15 protein-coding genes, 1 tRNA gene and 1 pseudogene are annotated in these 17598 nt (G+C 67.8%); 8 read left to right on the top strand and 9 right to left on the bottom strand.

Annotation, left to right across the window (positions count from 1 at the left end; translation table 11 throughout):
- Nucleotides 1-33: 33 nt before the first annotated feature.
- Nucleotides 34-462: an NfeD family protein gene (locus tag ACLQ3C_RS01480; RefSeq protein WP_425702743.1), complete on the top strand. Its 429-nt coding sequence runs from the start codon at nucleotides 34-36 to the stop codon at nucleotides 460-462.
- Nucleotides 450-1736 carry an SPFH domain-containing protein gene (locus tag ACLQ3C_RS01475; RefSeq protein WP_425702741.1) on the top strand — a complete coding sequence of 429 codons (1287 nt, stop codon included), beginning with the start codon at nucleotides 450-452 and terminating at the stop codon, nucleotides 1734-1736. Before ACLQ3C_RS01480 ends, ACLQ3C_RS01475 begins: the two co-directional genes overlap by 13 nt.
- On the opposite strand, the gene ACLQ3C_RS01470 is transcribed toward ACLQ3C_RS01475, so the two are convergent.
- Complete coding sequence (locus tag ACLQ3C_RS01470) at nucleotides 1724-2482, bottom strand: TVP38/TMEM64 family protein (RefSeq protein WP_425702740.1); 759 nt, start codon at nucleotides 2480-2482, stop codon at nucleotides 1724-1726. The genes ACLQ3C_RS01475 and ACLQ3C_RS01470 overlap by 13 nt on opposite strands.
- A gap of 192 nt (nucleotides 2483-2674) precedes the next feature.
- Here ACLQ3C_RS01470 and ACLQ3C_RS01465 point away from each other — a divergent pair, with 192 nt between their 5' ends.
- The 3 genes from ACLQ3C_RS01465 to meaB are packed head-to-tail and all read left to right on the top strand — an operon-like array spanning nucleotide 2675 to nucleotide 7925.
- Nucleotides 2675-4642: a methylmalonyl-CoA mutase family protein gene (locus ACLQ3C_RS01465; RefSeq protein ID WP_425702738.1), complete on the top strand. Its 1968-nt coding sequence runs from the start codon at nucleotides 2675-2677 to the stop codon at nucleotides 4640-4642.
- Entirely contained in the window at nucleotides 4639-6912 is a 2274-nt protein-coding gene (scpA, locus tag ACLQ3C_RS01460; RefSeq protein WP_425702737.1) for a methylmalonyl-CoA mutase, read from the top strand. Before ACLQ3C_RS01465 ends, scpA begins: the two co-directional genes overlap by 4 nt.
- Nucleotides 6909-7925 carry a methylmalonyl Co-A mutase-associated GTPase MeaB gene (meaB, locus tag ACLQ3C_RS01455; protein ID WP_425702735.1) on the top strand — a complete coding sequence of 339 codons (1017 nt, stop codon included), beginning with the start codon at nucleotides 6909-6911 and terminating at the stop codon, nucleotides 7923-7925. The genes scpA and meaB overlap by 4 nt, the downstream gene beginning before the upstream one ends.
- Nucleotides 7926-7984: 59 nt before the next feature.
- Here meaB and ACLQ3C_RS01450 read toward each other — a convergent pair whose 3' ends face one another.
- Nucleotides 7985-8944: an LLM class F420-dependent oxidoreductase gene (locus ACLQ3C_RS01450; RefSeq protein ID WP_425702733.1), complete on the bottom strand. Its 960-nt coding sequence runs from the start codon at nucleotides 8942-8944 to the stop codon at nucleotides 7985-7987.
- Between the two features lie 9 nt (nucleotides 8945-8953).
- Nucleotides 8954-9997: a nucleoside hydrolase gene (locus tag ACLQ3C_RS01445; protein ID WP_425702731.1), complete on the bottom strand. Its 1044-nt coding sequence runs from the start codon at nucleotides 9995-9997 to the stop codon at nucleotides 8954-8956.
- A gap of 96 nt (nucleotides 9998-10093) precedes the next feature.
- Here ACLQ3C_RS01445 and ACLQ3C_RS01440 point away from each other — a divergent pair, with 96 nt between their 5' ends.
- Nucleotides 10094-11089 carry a mechanosensitive ion channel family protein gene (locus tag ACLQ3C_RS01440; RefSeq protein ID WP_425702730.1) on the top strand — a complete coding sequence of 332 codons (996 nt, stop codon included), beginning with the start codon at nucleotides 10094-10096 and terminating at the stop codon, nucleotides 11087-11089.
- A gap of 109 nt (nucleotides 11090-11198) precedes the next feature.
- Here the strand turns inward: ACLQ3C_RS01440 and ACLQ3C_RS01435 are convergent.
- From ACLQ3C_RS01435 to ACLQ3C_RS01425, 3 genes and pseudogenes are all read right to left on the bottom strand, one after another.
- Nucleotides 11199-11342: pseudogene (locus ACLQ3C_RS01435) on the bottom strand (3-hydroxyacyl-CoA dehydrogenase NAD-binding domain-containing protein); the annotation flags it as partial.
- Nucleotides 11343-11509: 167 nt separating this feature from the next.
- On the bottom strand, nucleotides 11510-12406 hold the full coding sequence (locus ACLQ3C_RS01430) for a hypothetical protein (RefSeq protein ID WP_425702728.1): 897 nt from the start codon (nucleotides 12404-12406) through the stop codon (nucleotides 11510-11512).
- Nucleotides 12407-12790: 384 nt separating this feature from the next.
- A tRNA-Leu gene (locus tag ACLQ3C_RS01425) sits at nucleotides 12791-12879 on the bottom strand.
- A 95-nt stretch (nucleotides 12880-12974) separates the two neighbouring features.
- On the opposite strand from ACLQ3C_RS01425, the gene ACLQ3C_RS01420 reads away from it, so the two are divergent.
- Together ACLQ3C_RS01420 and ACLQ3C_RS01415 are read left to right on the top strand one after the other, a co-directional pair.
- Nucleotides 12975-14321 carry a M20/M25/M40 family metallo-hydrolase gene (locus ACLQ3C_RS01420; RefSeq protein ID WP_425702727.1) on the top strand — a complete coding sequence of 449 codons (1347 nt, stop codon included), beginning with the start codon at nucleotides 12975-12977 and terminating at the stop codon, nucleotides 14319-14321.
- Between the two features lie 94 nt (nucleotides 14322-14415).
- Entirely contained in the window at nucleotides 14416-14961 is a 546-nt protein-coding gene (locus tag ACLQ3C_RS01415; RefSeq protein WP_425702725.1) for a YbhB/YbcL family Raf kinase inhibitor-like protein, read from the top strand.
- Between the two features lie 46 nt (nucleotides 14962-15007).
- Here ACLQ3C_RS01415 and ACLQ3C_RS01410 read toward each other — a convergent pair whose 3' ends face one another.
- From ACLQ3C_RS01410 to ACLQ3C_RS01400, 3 genes are read right to left on the bottom strand one after another with little or no spacing between them, the layout of a single operon-like run.
- Nucleotides 15008-16111: a quinone-dependent dihydroorotate dehydrogenase gene (locus ACLQ3C_RS01410; RefSeq protein ID WP_425702723.1), complete on the bottom strand. Its 1104-nt coding sequence runs from the start codon at nucleotides 16109-16111 to the stop codon at nucleotides 15008-15010.
- Nucleotides 16105-16452: a DUF5703 family protein gene (locus tag ACLQ3C_RS01405; RefSeq protein ID WP_425702722.1), complete on the bottom strand. Its 348-nt coding sequence runs from the start codon at nucleotides 16450-16452 to the stop codon at nucleotides 16105-16107. The genes ACLQ3C_RS01410 and ACLQ3C_RS01405 overlap by 7 nt, the downstream gene beginning before the upstream one ends.
- Complete coding sequence (locus tag ACLQ3C_RS01400; RefSeq protein ID WP_425702721.1) at nucleotides 16449-17579, bottom strand: YncE family protein; 1131 nt, start codon at nucleotides 17577-17579, stop codon at nucleotides 16449-16451. Before ACLQ3C_RS01400 ends, ACLQ3C_RS01405 begins: the two co-directional genes overlap by 4 nt.
- Nucleotides 17580-17598 lie beyond the last annotated feature (19 nt).

Raw genomic sequence — 17598 nt, 5'->3', positions numbered from 1 at the left:
CGAATCCGGCCCGCCCTCTGGCAGACTGGACCCATGAGTGCGCTGATCTGGCTGGTGGCCGTGATCGTGCTGCTGATCGGCGAGATGGTCAGCGGCGATCTGGTGCTGCTCATGCTGGGTGGTGGCGCACTGGCCGCGGCGGGTGTGGACTTCTTTGTTTCGCCGCCGATCTGGGTGGACGGTGTGGTCTTCGCCGTGGCGGCGGTACTGCTGCTGGCCTTTGTCCGTCCGGTCGCCAAGCGGCACCTGCTGAGCCGACCGGCCCTGCTCACCAACACCGAGGCTCTCGAGGGCAAACACGCCGTCGTGACCGCACATGTCGATGAGCACGGAGGACGAGTGAAGATCGGCGGCGAGGAGTGGTCGGCCCGGGTGATGACGCCCGGCGATCGATTCGAGGCAGGCGAACAAGTGACCGTGATGCAGATCGACGGCGCGACCGCCGTCGTATGGAGAGGGTGAGAGTCGTGGAGTATGTCGGCCTGGTAGTGGCGGTGCTGCTGATCGTGTTGGTGGTGGTGGTCCTCGCGAAATCGGTGGCCCTGATCCCACAGGCGGAGGCCGCGGTGATCGAGCGGCTCGGGCGGTATACCCGCACCGTGTCCGGTCAGCTGACGCTGCTGGTCCCGTTCATCGACCGGATCCGCGCACGTGTCGACATCCGCGAACGCGTGGTCTCGTTCCCCCCGCAGCCGGTCATCACCGAGGACAACCTCACGCTCTCGATCGACACGGTCGTCTACTTCCAGGTCACCAACCCGCGGTCGGCGGTCTACGAGATCGACAACTACATCGCCGGTGTGGAGCAGTTGACGATCACCACCCTGCGCAACGTGGTCGGTGGCATGACCCTCGAGGAGACCCTGACCTCGCGTGACTCGATCAATGGGCAGTTGCGCGGTGTGCTCGACGAGGCCACCGGCCGATGGGGTCTGCGCGTCGCGCGGGTCGAACTGAAATCGATCATGCCGCCGCCGTCGATCCAGGAATCGATGGAAAAGCAGATGAAGGCCGACCGGGAGAAGCGCGCCACGATCCTCGCCGCGGAGGGACAGCGCGAATCGGCGATCAAGACCGCAGAAGGCGCCAAGCAGAGCCAGATCCTCTCGGCCGAGGGTGCCAAGCAGGCGGCGATCCTCGGCGCCGAGGCCGAACGGCAGTCCCGCATCCTGCGCGCACAGGGCGACCGGGCGGCCACCTACCTCAAGGCGCAGGGCGAGGCCAAGGCGATCCAGAAGACCTTCGCGGCGGTGAAGGCGAGCAAGCCAACCCCCGAGATCCTGGCTTACCAATACCTGCAGCAGATCCCGGAGATGGCCAAGGGCGAGGCCAGCAAGGTGTGGGTGCTGCCCACCGACTTCGGTTCGGCCCTACAGGGATTCGCGCGGTCGTTCGGGGCGCAGGGCGACGATGGCGTGTTCCGCTACGAGCCCGCCGATGACACGGTGCCCGACGTCGACGAGTCCGAGACCGAGGGCTGGTTCGACATGACCACCGACCCGCACGTTGCCCGCGCGGTCGCGGAGGCCGAGGCGGTGGCCCGGCAACCCGTGGCACCCGAGGCCCCCCTGCGGCCGAATGTCCGGACGAATACGGCTCCGGGCGTCGACGTCCCGAACGCGGTCGGTGCCGCGCCCGGCTTCCCTGATCCACAGGCCGTCGGAGCGGGCGACCCGCAGGCCGTGCCCAATTCCGGTTACGACCCGCGACATGCCGGGGGATCTCAGACTTCCTGAGCCCTGCGAACCGGTAGCCGCATGTCCAGGATCAAACCGATCACGCCGATCGCGAAGAAGCATCCGCTCATCACGAGCAGCCAAGGATTGGTCCGGCCGGTCAGTGCATCCCCGAGCAGCACCACGGCCACGGTGCCCGGTGCCATGCCCATGACGGTGGCCAGAAGGTAGGGGCCGGTGCGGACCGAGGAGAGTCCCGAGCAGTAGTTGAGGAGCCAGAACGGGCACACCGGGATCAGCCGCAGCGACCCCACCGCGAGCCACCCGCGTGCCCGCAGACGGTACTCGACCGCCCGGATCACCGGACGGGTGAGGAACGGTTGGATGCGCGTGCGGCCGACCCCGCGCGCCAGCCGGAACGCCACGTAGGCCGCCAGCGTCGCAGCGATCATCGCGCCCAACAGGCCGACGACCGGGCCGAAGAAGATACCGGCCATCACCGTGAAGATCGTGCGCGGAATCGGGAGCACCGTGAACGCCACATAGGCCACGAAGAACACCCAGACAAAGGTCGGGCCCAGGTTGTCACCCCACGCCCGCACGCTGGCCACCGACGGGACCGGGGCCAGATAGGAGGCGGCCAACAGCGCACATACCGCGACGAGCCCGATGATCGCGTTTCGGATGCTGCGCCGACGCTCACGGGCGGACTCGGCGGTCGGCTCACGCCTGACCCGGTCCGGCCTGGCCGGGTCCTGCCTGGTTGGGGCCGTCGACTCGCCCGGTCGGCTGCGGTCGTTCGGCACCGGTTCACTGTAGGCGATCGAGCACATAAGGCCCGCATGCGGCGGTTTCGACGAGGCGCGCGCCGGTCAGCCGATGAGGATGTGGCGTGGTCTACGTCACCGGTCCGCCCTATTGTGTCGTACCGAGCGAGCGATCGGCTAAGGTCAACTACGCTCTCGGTCCGAGCGCATGATGGAGGTGTGTTCAGCACGATGCCCGCGCAATCCGAACAGCCCGAACAATCCCGATCGGTGTCATCCCGGTCCGGACTGGACGAGGCATACGACACGTGGTCGCACGCGGCGGCGGCGGTACTGGCCAAGTCGCGGCGCGTCGAGGTCGATGAGCTGCCCGACACTCCCGAAGCGCTGCTGTCCACCCGGACGCGCGACGGGCTCGCCATTCGCCCGCTGTATACGCGCCGGGATGAGACCGCCGAGCCGGGCGTTCCCGGTCAGTTCCCCTACGTACGCGGCGCCGACCCGGCGCGTGACGTCCTCACCGGCTGGCGGGTCACCGAGCGGTTCGGCGACACCGCCCTTGGCGACGACCCAACTGCACCGGCCGACACCAACTCCGCCGTCCTCGACGCCATGACCAACGGCACCAGCGGGCTGTGGCTCACGCTCGGGGGAGCACTCACTGTCGACGACATCCCGACCGTGCTCTCGGGTGTCTATCTCGATCTGGTGCCGATCACCCTGGACGCCGGGGCCGCGGGGATCGAGGCCGCGCGGGCATTGCTCGGGGTCCGCGACGCGGCGACGCCCGCGACGAGCACCGCACCGCCGACCGCGGCCACCACGCTTTCGCTGGGCCTCTCGCCGCTCACCGCGGCCTACAGCGGCCGGGCCACCGTCGCGGCCGACGCGGCGACTGCGCTGGCCGTCGACGTCGCGGCCGAGTACGGCCGCGCGGTACGCACCTTCCGGGTCGACGGCACCGACTTCGCGACTGCCGGTGCCGACAACGGTCTCGAACTGGGGCTCTCGGTCGCCGCGGCGCTGGCGCATGTTCGTGATCTCGCCCAGGCGGGTCTCGCCCCGGCACAGGCCCTCGAGCAGATCTCCTTCGCCGTGTCGATCGACGACGATCAGTTCGCCGGCATCGCGAAACTGCGGGCCTTACGACGCATCTGGGCCCGAGTGGCCGATGTCGTCGGTGCGCCCGAGGTCGGTGCCGCGCTGACGCACGCGGTGACCGACCTGTCGATGTACAGCCAGCGCGATCCGTGGGTCAACATGCTGCGCAGCACGATCGCCGCATTCGGCGCCGGCGTCGGCGGCGCCGATCAGGTGACAGTTCTCGGCTTCGACGCCGCGCTCCCCGCCGATGCCCGTACCTCGGGTGCCCGCTTTTCGCGGCGCATGGCGCGCAACACCCAGCTGGTGCTGCTCGAGGAGTCCAACATCGGCCGCGTCCTCGACCCGGCCGGCGGCTCCTGGTTCGTCGAATCGCTGACCGACGATCTCGCAGCGAACGCGTGGGCGGTGTTCGGCGACCTCGAGCGGCGCGGTGGATATCACAGCGCCCTCGAATCGGGATGGATCGCCGATCGCGTCGCCGAATCGCTGGCCACCAGAGACATCGAAGTCGCCCATCGTCGACAGTCGGTGACCGGCGTCAACGAGTTCCCGAATCTCGACGAGAAGCCCATCGCCACACCCGCCGCATCGATGACGGGTCTGCCCGGCGCGAGTCCGCGTCTGGCGCGCGTCGGCCGTGCCTTCGAGTCGCTGCGCGACCGCTCCGACACCCACCTGGCAGCGACCGGCACGCGACCGCGAATCCTGTTGCTGCCCTTGGGTAGCGTGGCCGAGCACAATGGCCGCACCACCTTTGTCACCAATCTGCTCGCCGCCGGCGGCATCGAAGCGGTCAATCCGGGGCCGATGGATGCCACCGGGGTCGCCGACGCGGCCGCCGCTGCCGCCACGCCGATCGCCGTGCTGTGCGGGACCCGGCAGCGCTACGCCGACGAGGGGCCGACAGCGCTCGCCGCGGTCCGGGCCGCGGGCCTGACGCGTGTACTCCTCGCCGGACCGGCGAAGGAGTGGCCGGCCGGTGATGACGGTCCGGACGCCGAACTGCGTGTCGGAATCGATGCGGTCACCGCCCTGACCGACCTGTTCGATCGGCTCGTACCCACCGAGCCCGCCACCTCGGGAGTCCAGGCATGACCAACACCGAACAGCACACCGCCATACCGAATTTCGCCGACGTCGAGCTCACTGCCGATGCGCCGGAGGTACCCGAGGCCCCGGCGCACGCGGGCGCCGACGTGATCGAGAATCTCTCGCGCGCACATGGTTACACCGCCGAGCAGGTCACCTGGACCACGCCCGAGCAGATCGACGTCAAACCGGTCTACACCCGCGCCGACCGGGACGCGGTCACCCGCGATGACGAACATCCTTATCCGCTGGACTCGCTGCCCGGCGCGGCGCCGTTCATCCGTGGCCCGTATCCGACGATGTATGTCAACCAGCCGTGGACGATTCGCCAATACGCCGGCTTCTCCACGGCCGCCGAATCCAACGCCTTCTACCGGCGCAATCTCGCAGCCGGGCAGAAGGGCCTGTCGGTGGCCTTCGACCTCGCGACCCACCGCGGCTACGATTCCGATCATCCGCGCGTCGCCGGCGACGTCGGCATGGCGGGGGTGGCGATCGACTCGATTCTCGACATGCGTCAACTCTTCGACGGCATCGATCTGGGCACCGTGTCCGTGTCGATGACGATGAACGGTGCCGTCTTGCCGATTCTGGCGTTGTATGTCGTTGCCGCCGAAGAACAAGGCGTACCACCGGAGAAGCTGGCGGGGACCATCCAGAACGACATCCTCAAAGAGTTCATGGTCCGCAACACCTACATCTATCCGCCCAAACCGTCGATGCGGATCATCTCGAACATCTTCGAATACGCCAGCCAGAAGATGCCGAAGTTCAACTCGATCTCCATTTCCGGCTACCACATCCAGGAAGCCGGGGCGACGGCCGATCTCGAGCTGGCCTACACGCTCGCCGATGGGGTCGAATACATCCGGGCCGGCCTCGATGCCGGGCTCGGTATCGACGCCTTCGCCCCGCGGCTCTCGTTCTTCTGGGGCATCGGGATGAACTTCTTCATGGAGGTCGCCAAGCTGCGTGCCGGTCGTCTGCTCTGGAGCGAACTGGTGGCACAATTCGATCCCAAGAACCCCAAATCGCGGTCGCTGCGCACACATTCGCAGACCTCGGGCTGGTCGCTGACCGCCCAGGACGTGTTCAACAACGTGGCGCGCACCTGCGTCGAGGCGATGGCCGCGACGCAGGGACACACCCAGTCACTGCACACCAACGCGCTCGATGAAGCGATCGCGCTGCCGACCGACTTCTCCGCGCGGATCGCTCGCAACACCCAGTTGCTGCTGGCGCAGGAGTCGGGGACCACTCGTCCGATCGATCCCTGGGCCGGGTCCAACTATGTCGAGTGGCTGACCCATCAGCTCGCGCAGAAGGCCCGCGCCCACATCGCCGAGGTGGAGGCGACGGGCGGGATGACGCAGGCCATCAACGAGGGTCTGCCGAAGTTGCGCATCGAGGAGGCCGCCGCACGCACGCAGGCCCGCATCGATTCCGGGCAGCAGCCACTGATCGGCGTCAACAAGTACCGGGTCACCGACGACGAGGACATCGACGTCCTCAAGGTCGAGAACTCCAAGGTGCGCGCCGAGCAGTTGGAGAAGCTGGAAAGGCTTCGCGCGGGCCGTGATCCGGTGGCCGTCGAGGCTGCGCTCGCCGATCTCACCCGGGCCGCCGCGACCACCGACGGCGGTATGGCGAACAACCTGCTGGCGCTGGCCATCGAGGCGGCGCGGCATCAGGCAACTGTCGGCGAGATCTCGACCGCACTCGAAAAGGTCTATGGTCGCCACCAGGCAGAGATCAAGACCATCAGCGGGGTGTATCGGCATGAGGTGGGCGAGGTGAGCTCGGTCGACGCGGCGACCGAGATCGTGGCGCAGTTTGCCGAGGCCGAGGGCCGTCGTCCGCGTGTGCTGGTCGCCAAGATGGGACAAGACGGGCATGACCGCGGCCAGAAGGTGATCGCGACCGCGTTTGCCGACCTCGGCTTCGACGTCGACGTGGGGCCGCTGTTCGCCACTCCGGAGGAGGTCGCCGGGCAGGCGGCCGACAACGACGTGCACGTCGTCGGGGTGTCGTCGTTGGCGGCCGGGCATCTCACCCTGGTGCCCGCGTTGCGTACGGCGCTCGCGGAGGTCGGGCGTCCCGACATCATGATCGTCGTGGGCGGTGTCATCCCGCCCGGCGATTTCGACGCGCTCTACGAGGCCGGGGCCGCGGCGATCTTCCCGCCCGGCACGGTGATCGCCGACTCGGCCGTCGAGCTGATCGGCAAACTCGCCGACCAACTCGGCCTCGAACTCGCCGGAGCCGCATCGGAGTGAGCGACGCGGGAGACACCGGCAGGGCGGTCGGCCGGCGCGTCGACATCGACGCCCTCGAAGCGGGCGTGCTCGGCGACCGGCGGGCCGATCTGGCTCGTGCGATCACTCTCGTCGAGTCCCGGCGAGCCGACCATCGGGTAGCGGCGCAGGAGTTGCTGCTGCGTCTGACGCCGCACGCGGGCAAGTCTTTTCGGGTCGGGATCACCGGTGTGCCCGGGGTCGGCAAGTCCACGACGATCGAGGCGCTCGGCCTGCGCCTGATCGAGCAGGGCCACAAGGTGGCGGTACTTGCTGTCGACCCGTCCTCGACGCGCACCGGCGGTTCGATCCTGGGCGACAAGACCCGGATGGGCGGGCTCTCCACGGACAACCGCGCCTATATCCGGCCGTCGCCGACGTCGGGCACCCTCGGTGGAGTCGCCAAGGCGACGCGCGAGTCGATCGTGCTCGTCGAGGCGGCCGGTTTCGACGTGGTCCTGGTGGAGACCGTTGGCGTCGGGCAATCGGAGGTGGCGGTCGCGAACATGGTCGACACGTTCACTTTCCTGACTCTGGCCCGCACCGGTGATTCGTTGCAGGGCATCAAGAAAGGCGTCCTCGAACTCGCCGACGTGATCATGGTCAACAAGGCCGACGGCTCACACCTCACCGAGGCCCGCGGAGCCGCCCGCGAACTCAAAAACGCCCTCAAACTGATCTATCCGCATGACGCACTGTGGGTTCCGCCGGTCCAGACGATGAGCGCACTGGAGAACGCCGGCGTCGACGACTACTGGGCCGCCGTCGAGCGGCACCACGAAACCCTCATCGCCGCAGGCGAATTCGAGGCCCGACGCAATCGACAGCAAATCGATTGGATGTGGGAGATGGCGCGCGAGACCGTGCTCTCCCGGCTGGCGGAGTCCGCGGCGGTCCGGGCCGAGCGCACCGCCGTCGAAGCGCAGGTCGCCGACGCCGAACTGACCCCGGCCCTCGGGGCACAGCGGATCATCGAGGCCTTCGACCGGCGCTGACGGCACACCCGGCCGTCAGCGGTTCGGTCGAGTGGGAAACCGCCTGTCGCACAGCCCGGTCAGCCGGCCACCTGAATCAGTGGCGCGACCGTCGAGCCCAGCAGCTCGACCCGGCCCGGGAGGTGGCCGTTGGCAGGCGCGTTGATCGTGAAGCCGTCGATTCCGGTGGCCAAGAGCTCGGTGAAACGGTCGGCGACCTCGGCCGGGGAACCGATGATGGCGCGGTCCCGCGTGCCCTGGGCGCGGGGATTGCGTGCCAGGTACTCCTCGAATTCGCGTACGGCCTGTTCATGCGTCGGTGCCACACAGGCCGTCGTCTGTATGGTCACGGTGATCTCGGAGCGATCGCGGCCGAGTCGTTCACAGTGCTCGGCGAGGGCGTCGAGCTTGCGGCCGATCTCGTCGACCCCGCAGATCAGATTCGACTCGTCGGCGTATTGGGCGACCATTCGCAGCGTCTTGCGTTCCCCGCCACCGCCGATCAGCACCGGGATGCGGCTCATCGGTGCGGGAGAGTTGACGGCTTCGGACACCTGATACCACTTGCCCTGCAACGACGGTCGTTCACCGCGCAACATGGGCAGGATGATCTGCAACGCCTCTTCGAGCTTCTCGAACCGATCGGTGAAGGTGCCGAATTCGTAGCCCAGTGAGTCGTGTTCGAGTTCGAACCAGCCGGCCCCGATACCGAGTTGCGCGCGCCCCTGCGAGACGAGATCGAGCGCGGTGATCGTCTTGGCGAGCAGCGTCGGGTTGCGATAGGTGTTGCCGGTGACCAGCGCCGACAGACGTACCTTTGACGTGTGCTGGGCGAGTGCGGACAGCAGTGAGTAGCACTCGAGCATCGGATCCTCGGGCTCCCCGAGCATCGCGAGCTGATAGAAGTGGTCCATCACGAAGACCGTGTCGAAACCGGAGTTCTCGGCTTCCACTGCCTGGGCGGCGATAGTCGGAAACAACTGTGCCGGTGCGGTGTCGGGGTAGGTGAAGTTCGGGATCTGGTAGCCGAGGTGAGTCACCGCAACAGGTTACGCCCCTCGCATGCGGTCGCCCACCGAGCGTGCGAGACCGGCGATGGTGTCGATGAGATCGTCGAAGACGCGGTCGACATCGGTGGCGGTCGCGATCCGGACATTGGGTGCACCGCCCCACATCCCGCGTTCGTCGGCGACCGTCGTGCCGCGCGTGAGCGTCCCGGACAACTCGACCGCGACGCGTGCCGGCCGGGTCGACGCCCACGCCGGGTCGAGCGCCACCATCGCCGCGAACGGGTCGTGCAGGTGGGCGATGTATCCCTCGTCGTGGGCGTGGTGGAACTCGAGATAGAAGCGCAGTGCATCCATCACGTGCCTGATGACCACGTTCTGGGCCACCGAGCGGGCGCCCGGCGCGTCGGCCGGATCCGGGCATTCCAGCGGTGTACTGCCGGCCGCGGCGGCCAGCCGCACGGTGTGGTCGGGGGTCAGCGCGATGGATTCGGTGAGATCCAGCGGACACACGATGGGTTCGGGGGCGCCGTCGGTGCCGAAGGCGGCGAACACCTCGGCCGCGGCCTCCGGATCGACTGCGACATTCCATTCCGAGGTCGGTGTGGTGTTGCCGTGCACGTGGAAGGCCCCGCCCATGATCACCAGACGCCGCAGCCGGAACGGCAGGTCGGGGTCGCGTCGGATGGCCGTGGCCAGCGAGGTGAGAGGGCCGGTGACCAGTCCGACCAATTCCCCCGGGTATGCCCGGGTGGCCGCGACCCAGGCATCCGCCGCGTCGAGGTCGGCGGCCGAGTGCGTGGCCGTGGGCAATTCGGCGTAACCGACACCCAGCGGGCCGTGCGTGTCTTCGGTGGTCATCAGCTCGGCGACCAGCGGAGTCGGCGCCCCTTGATGGACGGGGATGTCTTCGCGGCCGCACAGTGCCAGCCATGCCAGGTTGTTCGCGGTGACCACATCGGCGGGCACATTGCCGGCCGTGCTGGCGATGCCGACGATGTCGGCGTCGCTGCGGGCGAGGAGATAGAGCAATGCGAGCGAGTCGTCGATCCCGGTATCGCAGTCGAAGAACAGTCGTTGGGTCACGAGCATCCATTGTGCCTCTTTCGCGGGGTTCATCGTCGCCTGTACGCCGCTGTCCAGCGCATTCGACGGATCGGCACAATTCCGTAACGTCGGGGCATGGACGTCTCGATTCTCGGCGCGGCCCACCCCGGTGTCGCCCACCTGGCCTTCGAATGGACCGATTCGAACCGGATGTGGTTGATGGAGCGGCCGATTCGCATCGTCTGCTATATCGTCGGCGCACTGATCGTGCGGTGGGTCGCGAACCGACTCATCGACCGAGCGACCCGCCCCCACCCCGACGGGGGTGGTCAGCGATCCGCCCCGGCCCTGATCCGGCACCTACGCGAACGCGCACCGACCGGCGCAAAGACCTCTGGAGCCGCCAAGACGGCTGTGGCACAGCGACGATCCCAGCGAGCGCGGACCATCGGCTCGGTGCTCAAGTCCACCGTGTCGATCATCGTGCTGGTGTGGGTGGTGCTCGCGATCCTGTCGGTCCTCGGGGTCAACATCGCACCGTTCATCGCCTCCGCCGGGGTGATCGGTCTCGCGATCGGCTTCGGTGCGCAGAATCTGGTCCGTGACTTCGTCACCGGCATCTTCATGCTCCTCGAGGACCAGTACGGCGTCGGCGACACCGTCGACCTCGGCGAGGCCGTGGGCACGGTGGAGAGCGTGGGACTGCGCATCACGACGTTGCGCGACGTCGACGGCACCCTCTGGTACGTGCGCAACGGCGAGATCGCCCGCGTGGGCAACATGAGCCAGGAGTATGCCGTCGCCCGGCTCGATCTGCCGGTTGCATTGAGTGCCGATCTGGACCGGGCACAGGAGGTCGCCCTCGACGCGGCGAAGGCTGAGGTGACCGACAAAGAACTCGCCGACAATGTACTCGGACCGCCGGAGATGCTCGGTGTTCAGGAGGTCGCACCGCACCGCGTGACATTACGCATGACGGTGAAGACGAAACCGAACGCGCAATGGTCGACCCAACGTCGTCTCCGTTCGGCGACTCTGATCGCGTTCGAGGAGCACGGCATCGAATTGCCTCACCCGCTCGGACAGCTCGTGGGTTCGACGAACGGCCAGGCCGATGGGGGAGCGGGGTGATGGGGATCCACCGCGTTGGCATCCGGCGGCATAAAAGTGCATGTTGTGAGAAGCGGGTCTTGTCGCGGATGTTCTCATCCATCAGTCGCGACGCGTACGAGGACGAGTTGGTCGCGTAGTTCGTGTCGGGCGGTGCGGCCGCGTCGATCTCGCCCCACAGTGGAATCTTGATGTCCAGCCGCTCGGGAACCGCCTCGACAGCGAGCCAGGTGTCGGTGAGCGCGTCGGCGACGGCCGCCTGCGCCTGTGTCACATCGGGATCGTAGATCCGGACCTCGCCCCACGCGTCGCGAACATCAACGCGATGCGTCGGCCAAGGATGCCGGCTCCGAAAACCGCGACCGGACGGGACTGGATGTCATCGAAAGTGTGCGCAAAGCCCGTGTGCCGTAAACCCTTTCGGTGGGGATGATTTCGGGGTCAGACCATCCCGGCGATGCCGGACAAGTGGGTGGCGAGGTTGGCCACCAGGCGTTTGCCGTGATCGGCGCTTCCCGTCAGCGGCACCGCGTAGACGCTTCCGCCGAGGTCGGAGACATAGACCGTGTCCGCTTCGGTGTCGACGACCAGACCGATGGCCTCCTCGAATCCGTCGGCGAGGATCTCCGGTGTCGCGCCCGGCTCACCGGGCGCCGGGATCGGAGCCCGGTTCAGCGTGTTGCCGTTCGGGGGAGCACCGCGGTCGGTCCAGTACAGCGTTCCGTCGGCGATCTCGAGATCGATGGGCTCGGGCAGGTGAGCCCACAGAACTTCGATATCGGTGCGGGTCTGCGGCGTCTCGCCGGCCGCGATCTGCACCGGCGCTCGCAGGATCTTGCCGACACCACCCTTGGCCGGCCCCTTCTGCGTCCAGTAGAGCTGTTCGCCCGCCGCATCGACGGCCACCCCGACACACTGGTTCTCGATGCCGGGCTCGTTGACCACGAGGTCCTGGCGATCGCTTCCGTCAATGCGTATCCGGCTGACCCGGTGTCCCTCGCGATCTCCCCAGTACAGCCGGTCGCCATGGCACACCAGCTGCTTGCCGGTGGTGATGTCGCCCGGTGCGGTCAGGTCGCGGCGACCGGTGCCGTCGACGTTGATGGCGTGGACGCCACCGTTGGGGGTGCTGTAGTCCAGCGCCGACTCGCCGTCGCCCTTGTCGGGGTGCTGGATGGGCGTGCCCATGGTCGTCCAATAGGCGACGCCGCCGGCGATCTGCAGTCCGTCCGGGGACGCGCCGGTATCGGCATAGACCTGATCGGCCTGGCCGGTCGTGGTGTCGATCGTGAAGATGCGATCGGTCGAGATACCCAGCGCAACCAGCTTGCGATACACATCGTCTCCTTCTCCGATGGCGACGAACCGTTGGATGTCGGTCCTGCCGGGAGCGTGTGACCCGCTCCGCGTGAACGGCCGCCGACGGTCATCACGGTACGCGATGACCGGGTGTTTCATCAGGGATCTGCGTCGACTCCTGGATCCGCTCCCGGGGAGACCGGAGCTCGGCGTTTGCGTCGATATCCCGCTGTGCCACAGGATCTTTCGATCCCGTGGTCCATGACGAGCACGACGTCGAGCTGCCCTGCCCGGCCGGCCGTCAACTGGTCACCGCCGATTCGGACGGCTGTACGGGCCCGGCCGCACTTTCGACCACGCTGATCGCAACCGGCGCGCCGGAAACGACAAAGTCCCCGAGTGGAACTCGGGGACTTCGTCGTGTGGTGTCCGAGGGGGGACTTGAACCCCCACGCCCGTTAATAGGGCACTAGCACCTCAAGCTAGCGCGTCTGCCATTCCGCCACTCGGACTCGATTGTGGTCTGTGTGGGAGGTGACCTCTCACACCGGCGGCGATAACACTAACCGAGGTTGCCCCGGTATCCCAAATCCCGTAGGAGTGAGGGGTGACCGAAGAGTCTGAGCTCCCGCGCGCCGTCGACGAGGTCGTCGACCTCGTCAGCACCCTGATCCGTTTCGACACCAGCAACACCGGCGAACTCGAGACCACCCGCGGCGAGGAGGAATGCGCCAAATGGGTGGCCCAGATGCTCGAAGAGGTGGGGTACACCACGCAATATGTGGAGTCGGGGCAGCCGGGCCGCGGCAACGTCTTCGCCCGGCTGGCGGGCCCGCCGGATTCCGACCGCGGCGCGCTGCTGATCCATGGCCACCTCGACGTGGTGCCCGCCGAGCCGGCCGACTGGAGCGTGCATCCCTTTGCCGGGACCGTCAAGGACGGCTACATCTGGGGCCGCGGCGCCATCGACATGAAGGACATGGTCGGTATGGCGCTGGCGTTGGCGCGTCAGTTCCAGCGCGAGGGCACGGTGCCGCCACGCGACATCGTCTTCGCCTTCCTCGCCGACGAGGAGGCTGGCGGGACGTGGGGATCGCACTGGCTCGTCGAACATCGACCGGACCTGTTCGAGGGCATCACCGAGGCGGTCGGGGAGGTGGGCGGCTACTCGCTGACGGTGGACCGGCCCGACGGCAGCGAACGCCGTCTCTATCTGGTGGAGACCGCCGAGAAGGGTCTGGCGTGGATGCGGTTGACTGCCGACGCCACCGCAGGCCACGGATCGTTCCTGCACTCCGACAACGCCGTCACCGAGATCGCCGAGGCGGTCGCGCGGATCGGCCGGCACACCTTTCCGCTGGTGATCAGCGAATCGGTGACGCAGTTCTTGTCGGCGGTGTCCGAGGAGACCGGACTCGACCTGAGCCCCGACGCACCGGACCTGGAGACCTCGCTGTTCAAATTGGGGAGCCTCGCGCGGATCATCGGGGCGACGCTGCGCGACACGGCCAATCCGACGATGCTGCGGGCGGGGTACAAGGCCAATGTGATCCCACAGAAGGCGGAGGCGGTGGTGGACTGCCGAGTTCTGCCGGGGCGTCAGAAGGAGTTCGAGGCCGAGATCGACCGGCTCATCGGTCCGCACGTGACACGGGAGTGGATCACCCACCTCGACTCTTACGAGACGAGTTTCGACGGTGACCTCGTCGACGCGATGAACGCTGCGATCCTCGCGCACGATCCGGGCGCCCGCACCGTGCCGTACATGATGTCGGGCGGCACCGACGCCAAGGCCTTCGCGAAACTGGGAATCCGGTGCTTCGGGTTCGCGCCGCTGCAGTTGCCGCGGGAACTGGATTTCGCGGCACTGTTCCATGGGGTCGATGAACGGGTGCCGGTCGACGCCGTCGTCTTCGGTACCAAGGTGCTCGAACACTTCCTGCTGCACAGCTGATCGTGCCGGGCGGCCCGGGACAGTGCCCCGGCGGGCCGGCGGTGGTCGCCTAGAGTGGGTTGAGAAGCGCGCCGACCACGAGAAAGGTGACCTGATGCCGAGTTTCGATCCGTACGAACCGTTGCCCGCCCTGCCGGGATTCGAGGTGACCTCCACCAGTGTCGACGACGGTGCGACGCTGGCGAGTCGACAGGCGAGTGGGTTGATGGGCGCCGGTGGCCAGGACGTGTCACCTCAGTTGAGCTGGTCCGGATTCCCCAGCGAGACCAAGAGTTTCACGGTCACCGTGTACGACCCCGACGCGCCGACGGCATCGGGCTTCTGGCACTGGGCGGTCGCCGACATCCCGGCCGCGGTGACAAGTCTCGACGAGGGCGCAGGCGACGACACCGGCTCCGGCCTGCCGGCCGGTGCGGTCACGCTCGCCAACGACGCGTCGCTGCGCCGATATGTCGGCGCCGCACCGCCTCCCGGACACGGCCCGCACCGCTACTTCATCGTCGTGCATGCCGTCGACGTCGAATCGCTGGGTCTGCCCGACGGTGCGACGCCCGCCTACCTGGGCTTCAACCTGTTCTCCCATGCCATCGCCCGGACCAGGATCGTCGGTCTCTACGAGCAGCCTTCGGAAGACACGTGAGTCGTCGCCGCGGTCGCTGAGCCGTGGCCCGTCGGTACCGAGCGCCTCAGCGGCGAGTCGCGGCGCCGACGGCCGCAGCCAGATCGGGGAAACCGCCGTCGCGTACGCGTTGCGCGATACCGGCGTTGACCTCCTTGAGCCAGACCGGCCCGCCGTAGATGAACTGCGTGTACACCTGCAGGAGATCTGCGCCGGCCAGGATTCGTTCCCACGCCTGCTCGACGGTGTCGATACCGCCGACACTGATCAGTGAGAGCCGGCCGCCGACACGGGCATACAGGCGCTGCAGCACCGCCAGCGAGCGGTCGTGCAGTGGTGCGCCGGACAATCCGCCGGCGCCCATTGCCGCCACCTCGGCAGCCGGGGTGCGTAACCCGGTCCGGCTGATGGTGGTGTTGGTCGCGACGATGCCGGCGAGCCCGAGTTCGACGGCGAGGTCGGCGACCGCGTCGACGTCGGTGTCGGCAAGGTCGGGCGCAATCTTCACCAGCACGGGCACCGAAACCTCGCCCTGTACGGCGACGAGGATCGGCCGTAGCGCATCGACGGCCTGCAGATCACGCAGGCCCGGCGTGTTGGGCGAGCTGACATTGACGACGACGAAATCGGCGTGTGGGCCCAGAAGCCTTGCCGAGCACCGATAATCGTCGACGGCCTCGTCGACGGGCACCGTCTTGGTCTTGCCGATGTTGGCGCCGATGGGTACCCGGACCGGGCCGGGCCGTGCCGCCTGAAGGTGCTGGGCGGCGACCCGGGCACCGGGATTGTTGAAACCCATGCGATTGACCAGCGCGCGATCACGCGGCAGGCGGAACAGCCGGGGCAGCGGGTTGCCCGGTTGCGCCTGGCCGGTGATGGTACCGATCTCGGCGAAGCCGAAACCCAGCTGCCCCCAGGCGTTCACGGCCGACGCCGTCTTGTCGAAGCCCGCGGCCAGTCCCAGCGGGGCGGGGAACTCGACCCCGAAGACCTGTTGACGCAGCACCGGATCATGCGTCGCGAGCACCCGCGCAGACACCTGCCGCAGCGGTGCGATCAGCATCACGACTCGGATGGCCGCCGCGGTGACGCGGTGGATGCGTTCGGGTGAAACACAGAACATCAGCCGCAACAGCACCGGATAGGCGTACCGGTTGAGGGTGCTCAGCATGCCCGGGCGTCCTCATCGGGCAGAGAATCATTGGCTGTCATAGGGTTTCGATCGACTCCGGTCGGCTCGGCGCGTTGTCCGCGGGAGGGTTTGCGACGTTTGAGCAGCACCTTGCGGGTTCCGTCGGAATACAGCCGTACCCGCGACAGCTCCCACCCACCGAACTCCGCCTCCAGCGACAGGCGCATCGACGCCGTCACGCGCGTCACCTCCGGCGGCAAACGCACGAGGATGCACTCGAAATCGTCGGAGGTGACCTCCCAGCCACGAGGGTAACGAGCGCCGTGGCGCGCACCGGCACGCCCGGATGCGGCGGGTATGTTCCCTGGGCGCAACGTCATCCGGCGGCCCCGGTCGTCGTCGGCACTCCGCTGGTGGGTGTCACCGGGGTTCCGCCGCCCTGGTCGGCGGGCGCGACGACCTGGAGTCCGCCGTCTCGGGCGGAGAGTACGTACACCGTGCCGTCCGCGTCGGCCACCATCGAATCCGGTTGGGCCACCGAGGCGAAGCGGTGCTTCTCCGCGGGTTCGCCGTTGGCGAGGTCATAGGCCACCACCTCGTTGTTCGCTGTCGTCGACACCCATAGCAGGTTGCGGGTGTCGTCGTAGTCTACGGCGTAGGGCCCGTCGGCCACGGGATAGCGGAACCGCATCACCAGCGGCGATCCGAAGAATCCGACGATCTCGTCGTCACGGGTGTTGGCGACGAGCACCCGGCCATAGTGATCCACCGTGGCGGTGGTCGCGCCGTTGCCTGCGCGCAACGCCGGTCCCAGATTCCCGTTGCTCAGATCGACCGGAGTCACCGACGACTGTGCCCGGTCGAGAACGACAACCTGCTCGTCGGACAACTCGGCACCGGGCGGCGAGACGGTGATGTCGTCGACGCGCACGAACCCGGCGATGTCGCGTTGCTGCTGCAACCGGTCGGTGTGGACCAGCACGTGACCGTTCTCGGTGCCCACCAGGATACGTCCGTCGGCCGTCCGCGCGAGGGCGGTCGGCGCGTCGGTGCGCAGCGGTACCGCGGTGACGTTGCCGTCGGGCCCGATTCGCACGAGATGGCCCGGTCCGGCGCCCACGAACCCGCCGTCCCCGACGCCGAGGAGTCGGGTGATCACCGGGGTGGGGATCACCGGGGTCGGCGTCGGGGCGGTCCCGGCCGCGGTATCGAACCGCATCACCGAATTTCCGCCGGGACCGATCACCGCGAGGCGGGTTCCCGACTCGGCGAGGGCGGATGAGCCGGCCGGGGTGGGAATGGTCAGCCCCGCCGGCGTGACGGCCGGGCCGGGAGGTGCCGAACTCGCAGAGGCCGGTGTGACAGTGGCCACATCGGTGGGGGTCTGCGAGCCATCGGAGGAGTTGCAACCGGCGATCACCAGTACGGAGGCAGTGAGTGCGACGAGCGCGCCGGCGGTCCGTCGCGCGCTGGTACGGACCACTGAACCGGATCGACTGGCAGGCATCTCCCCATCTTGGCGCACC

Origin of the sequence: Gordonia sp. DT30 (assembly GCF_049844915.1) — a bacterium.
Taxonomy (GTDB): domain Bacteria; phylum Actinomycetota; class Actinomycetes; order Mycobacteriales; family Mycobacteriaceae; genus Gordonia.
The sequence above is the reverse complement of the archived record's forward strand: the minus strand, read 5'-3'. Positions and strand labels throughout refer to the sequence as shown.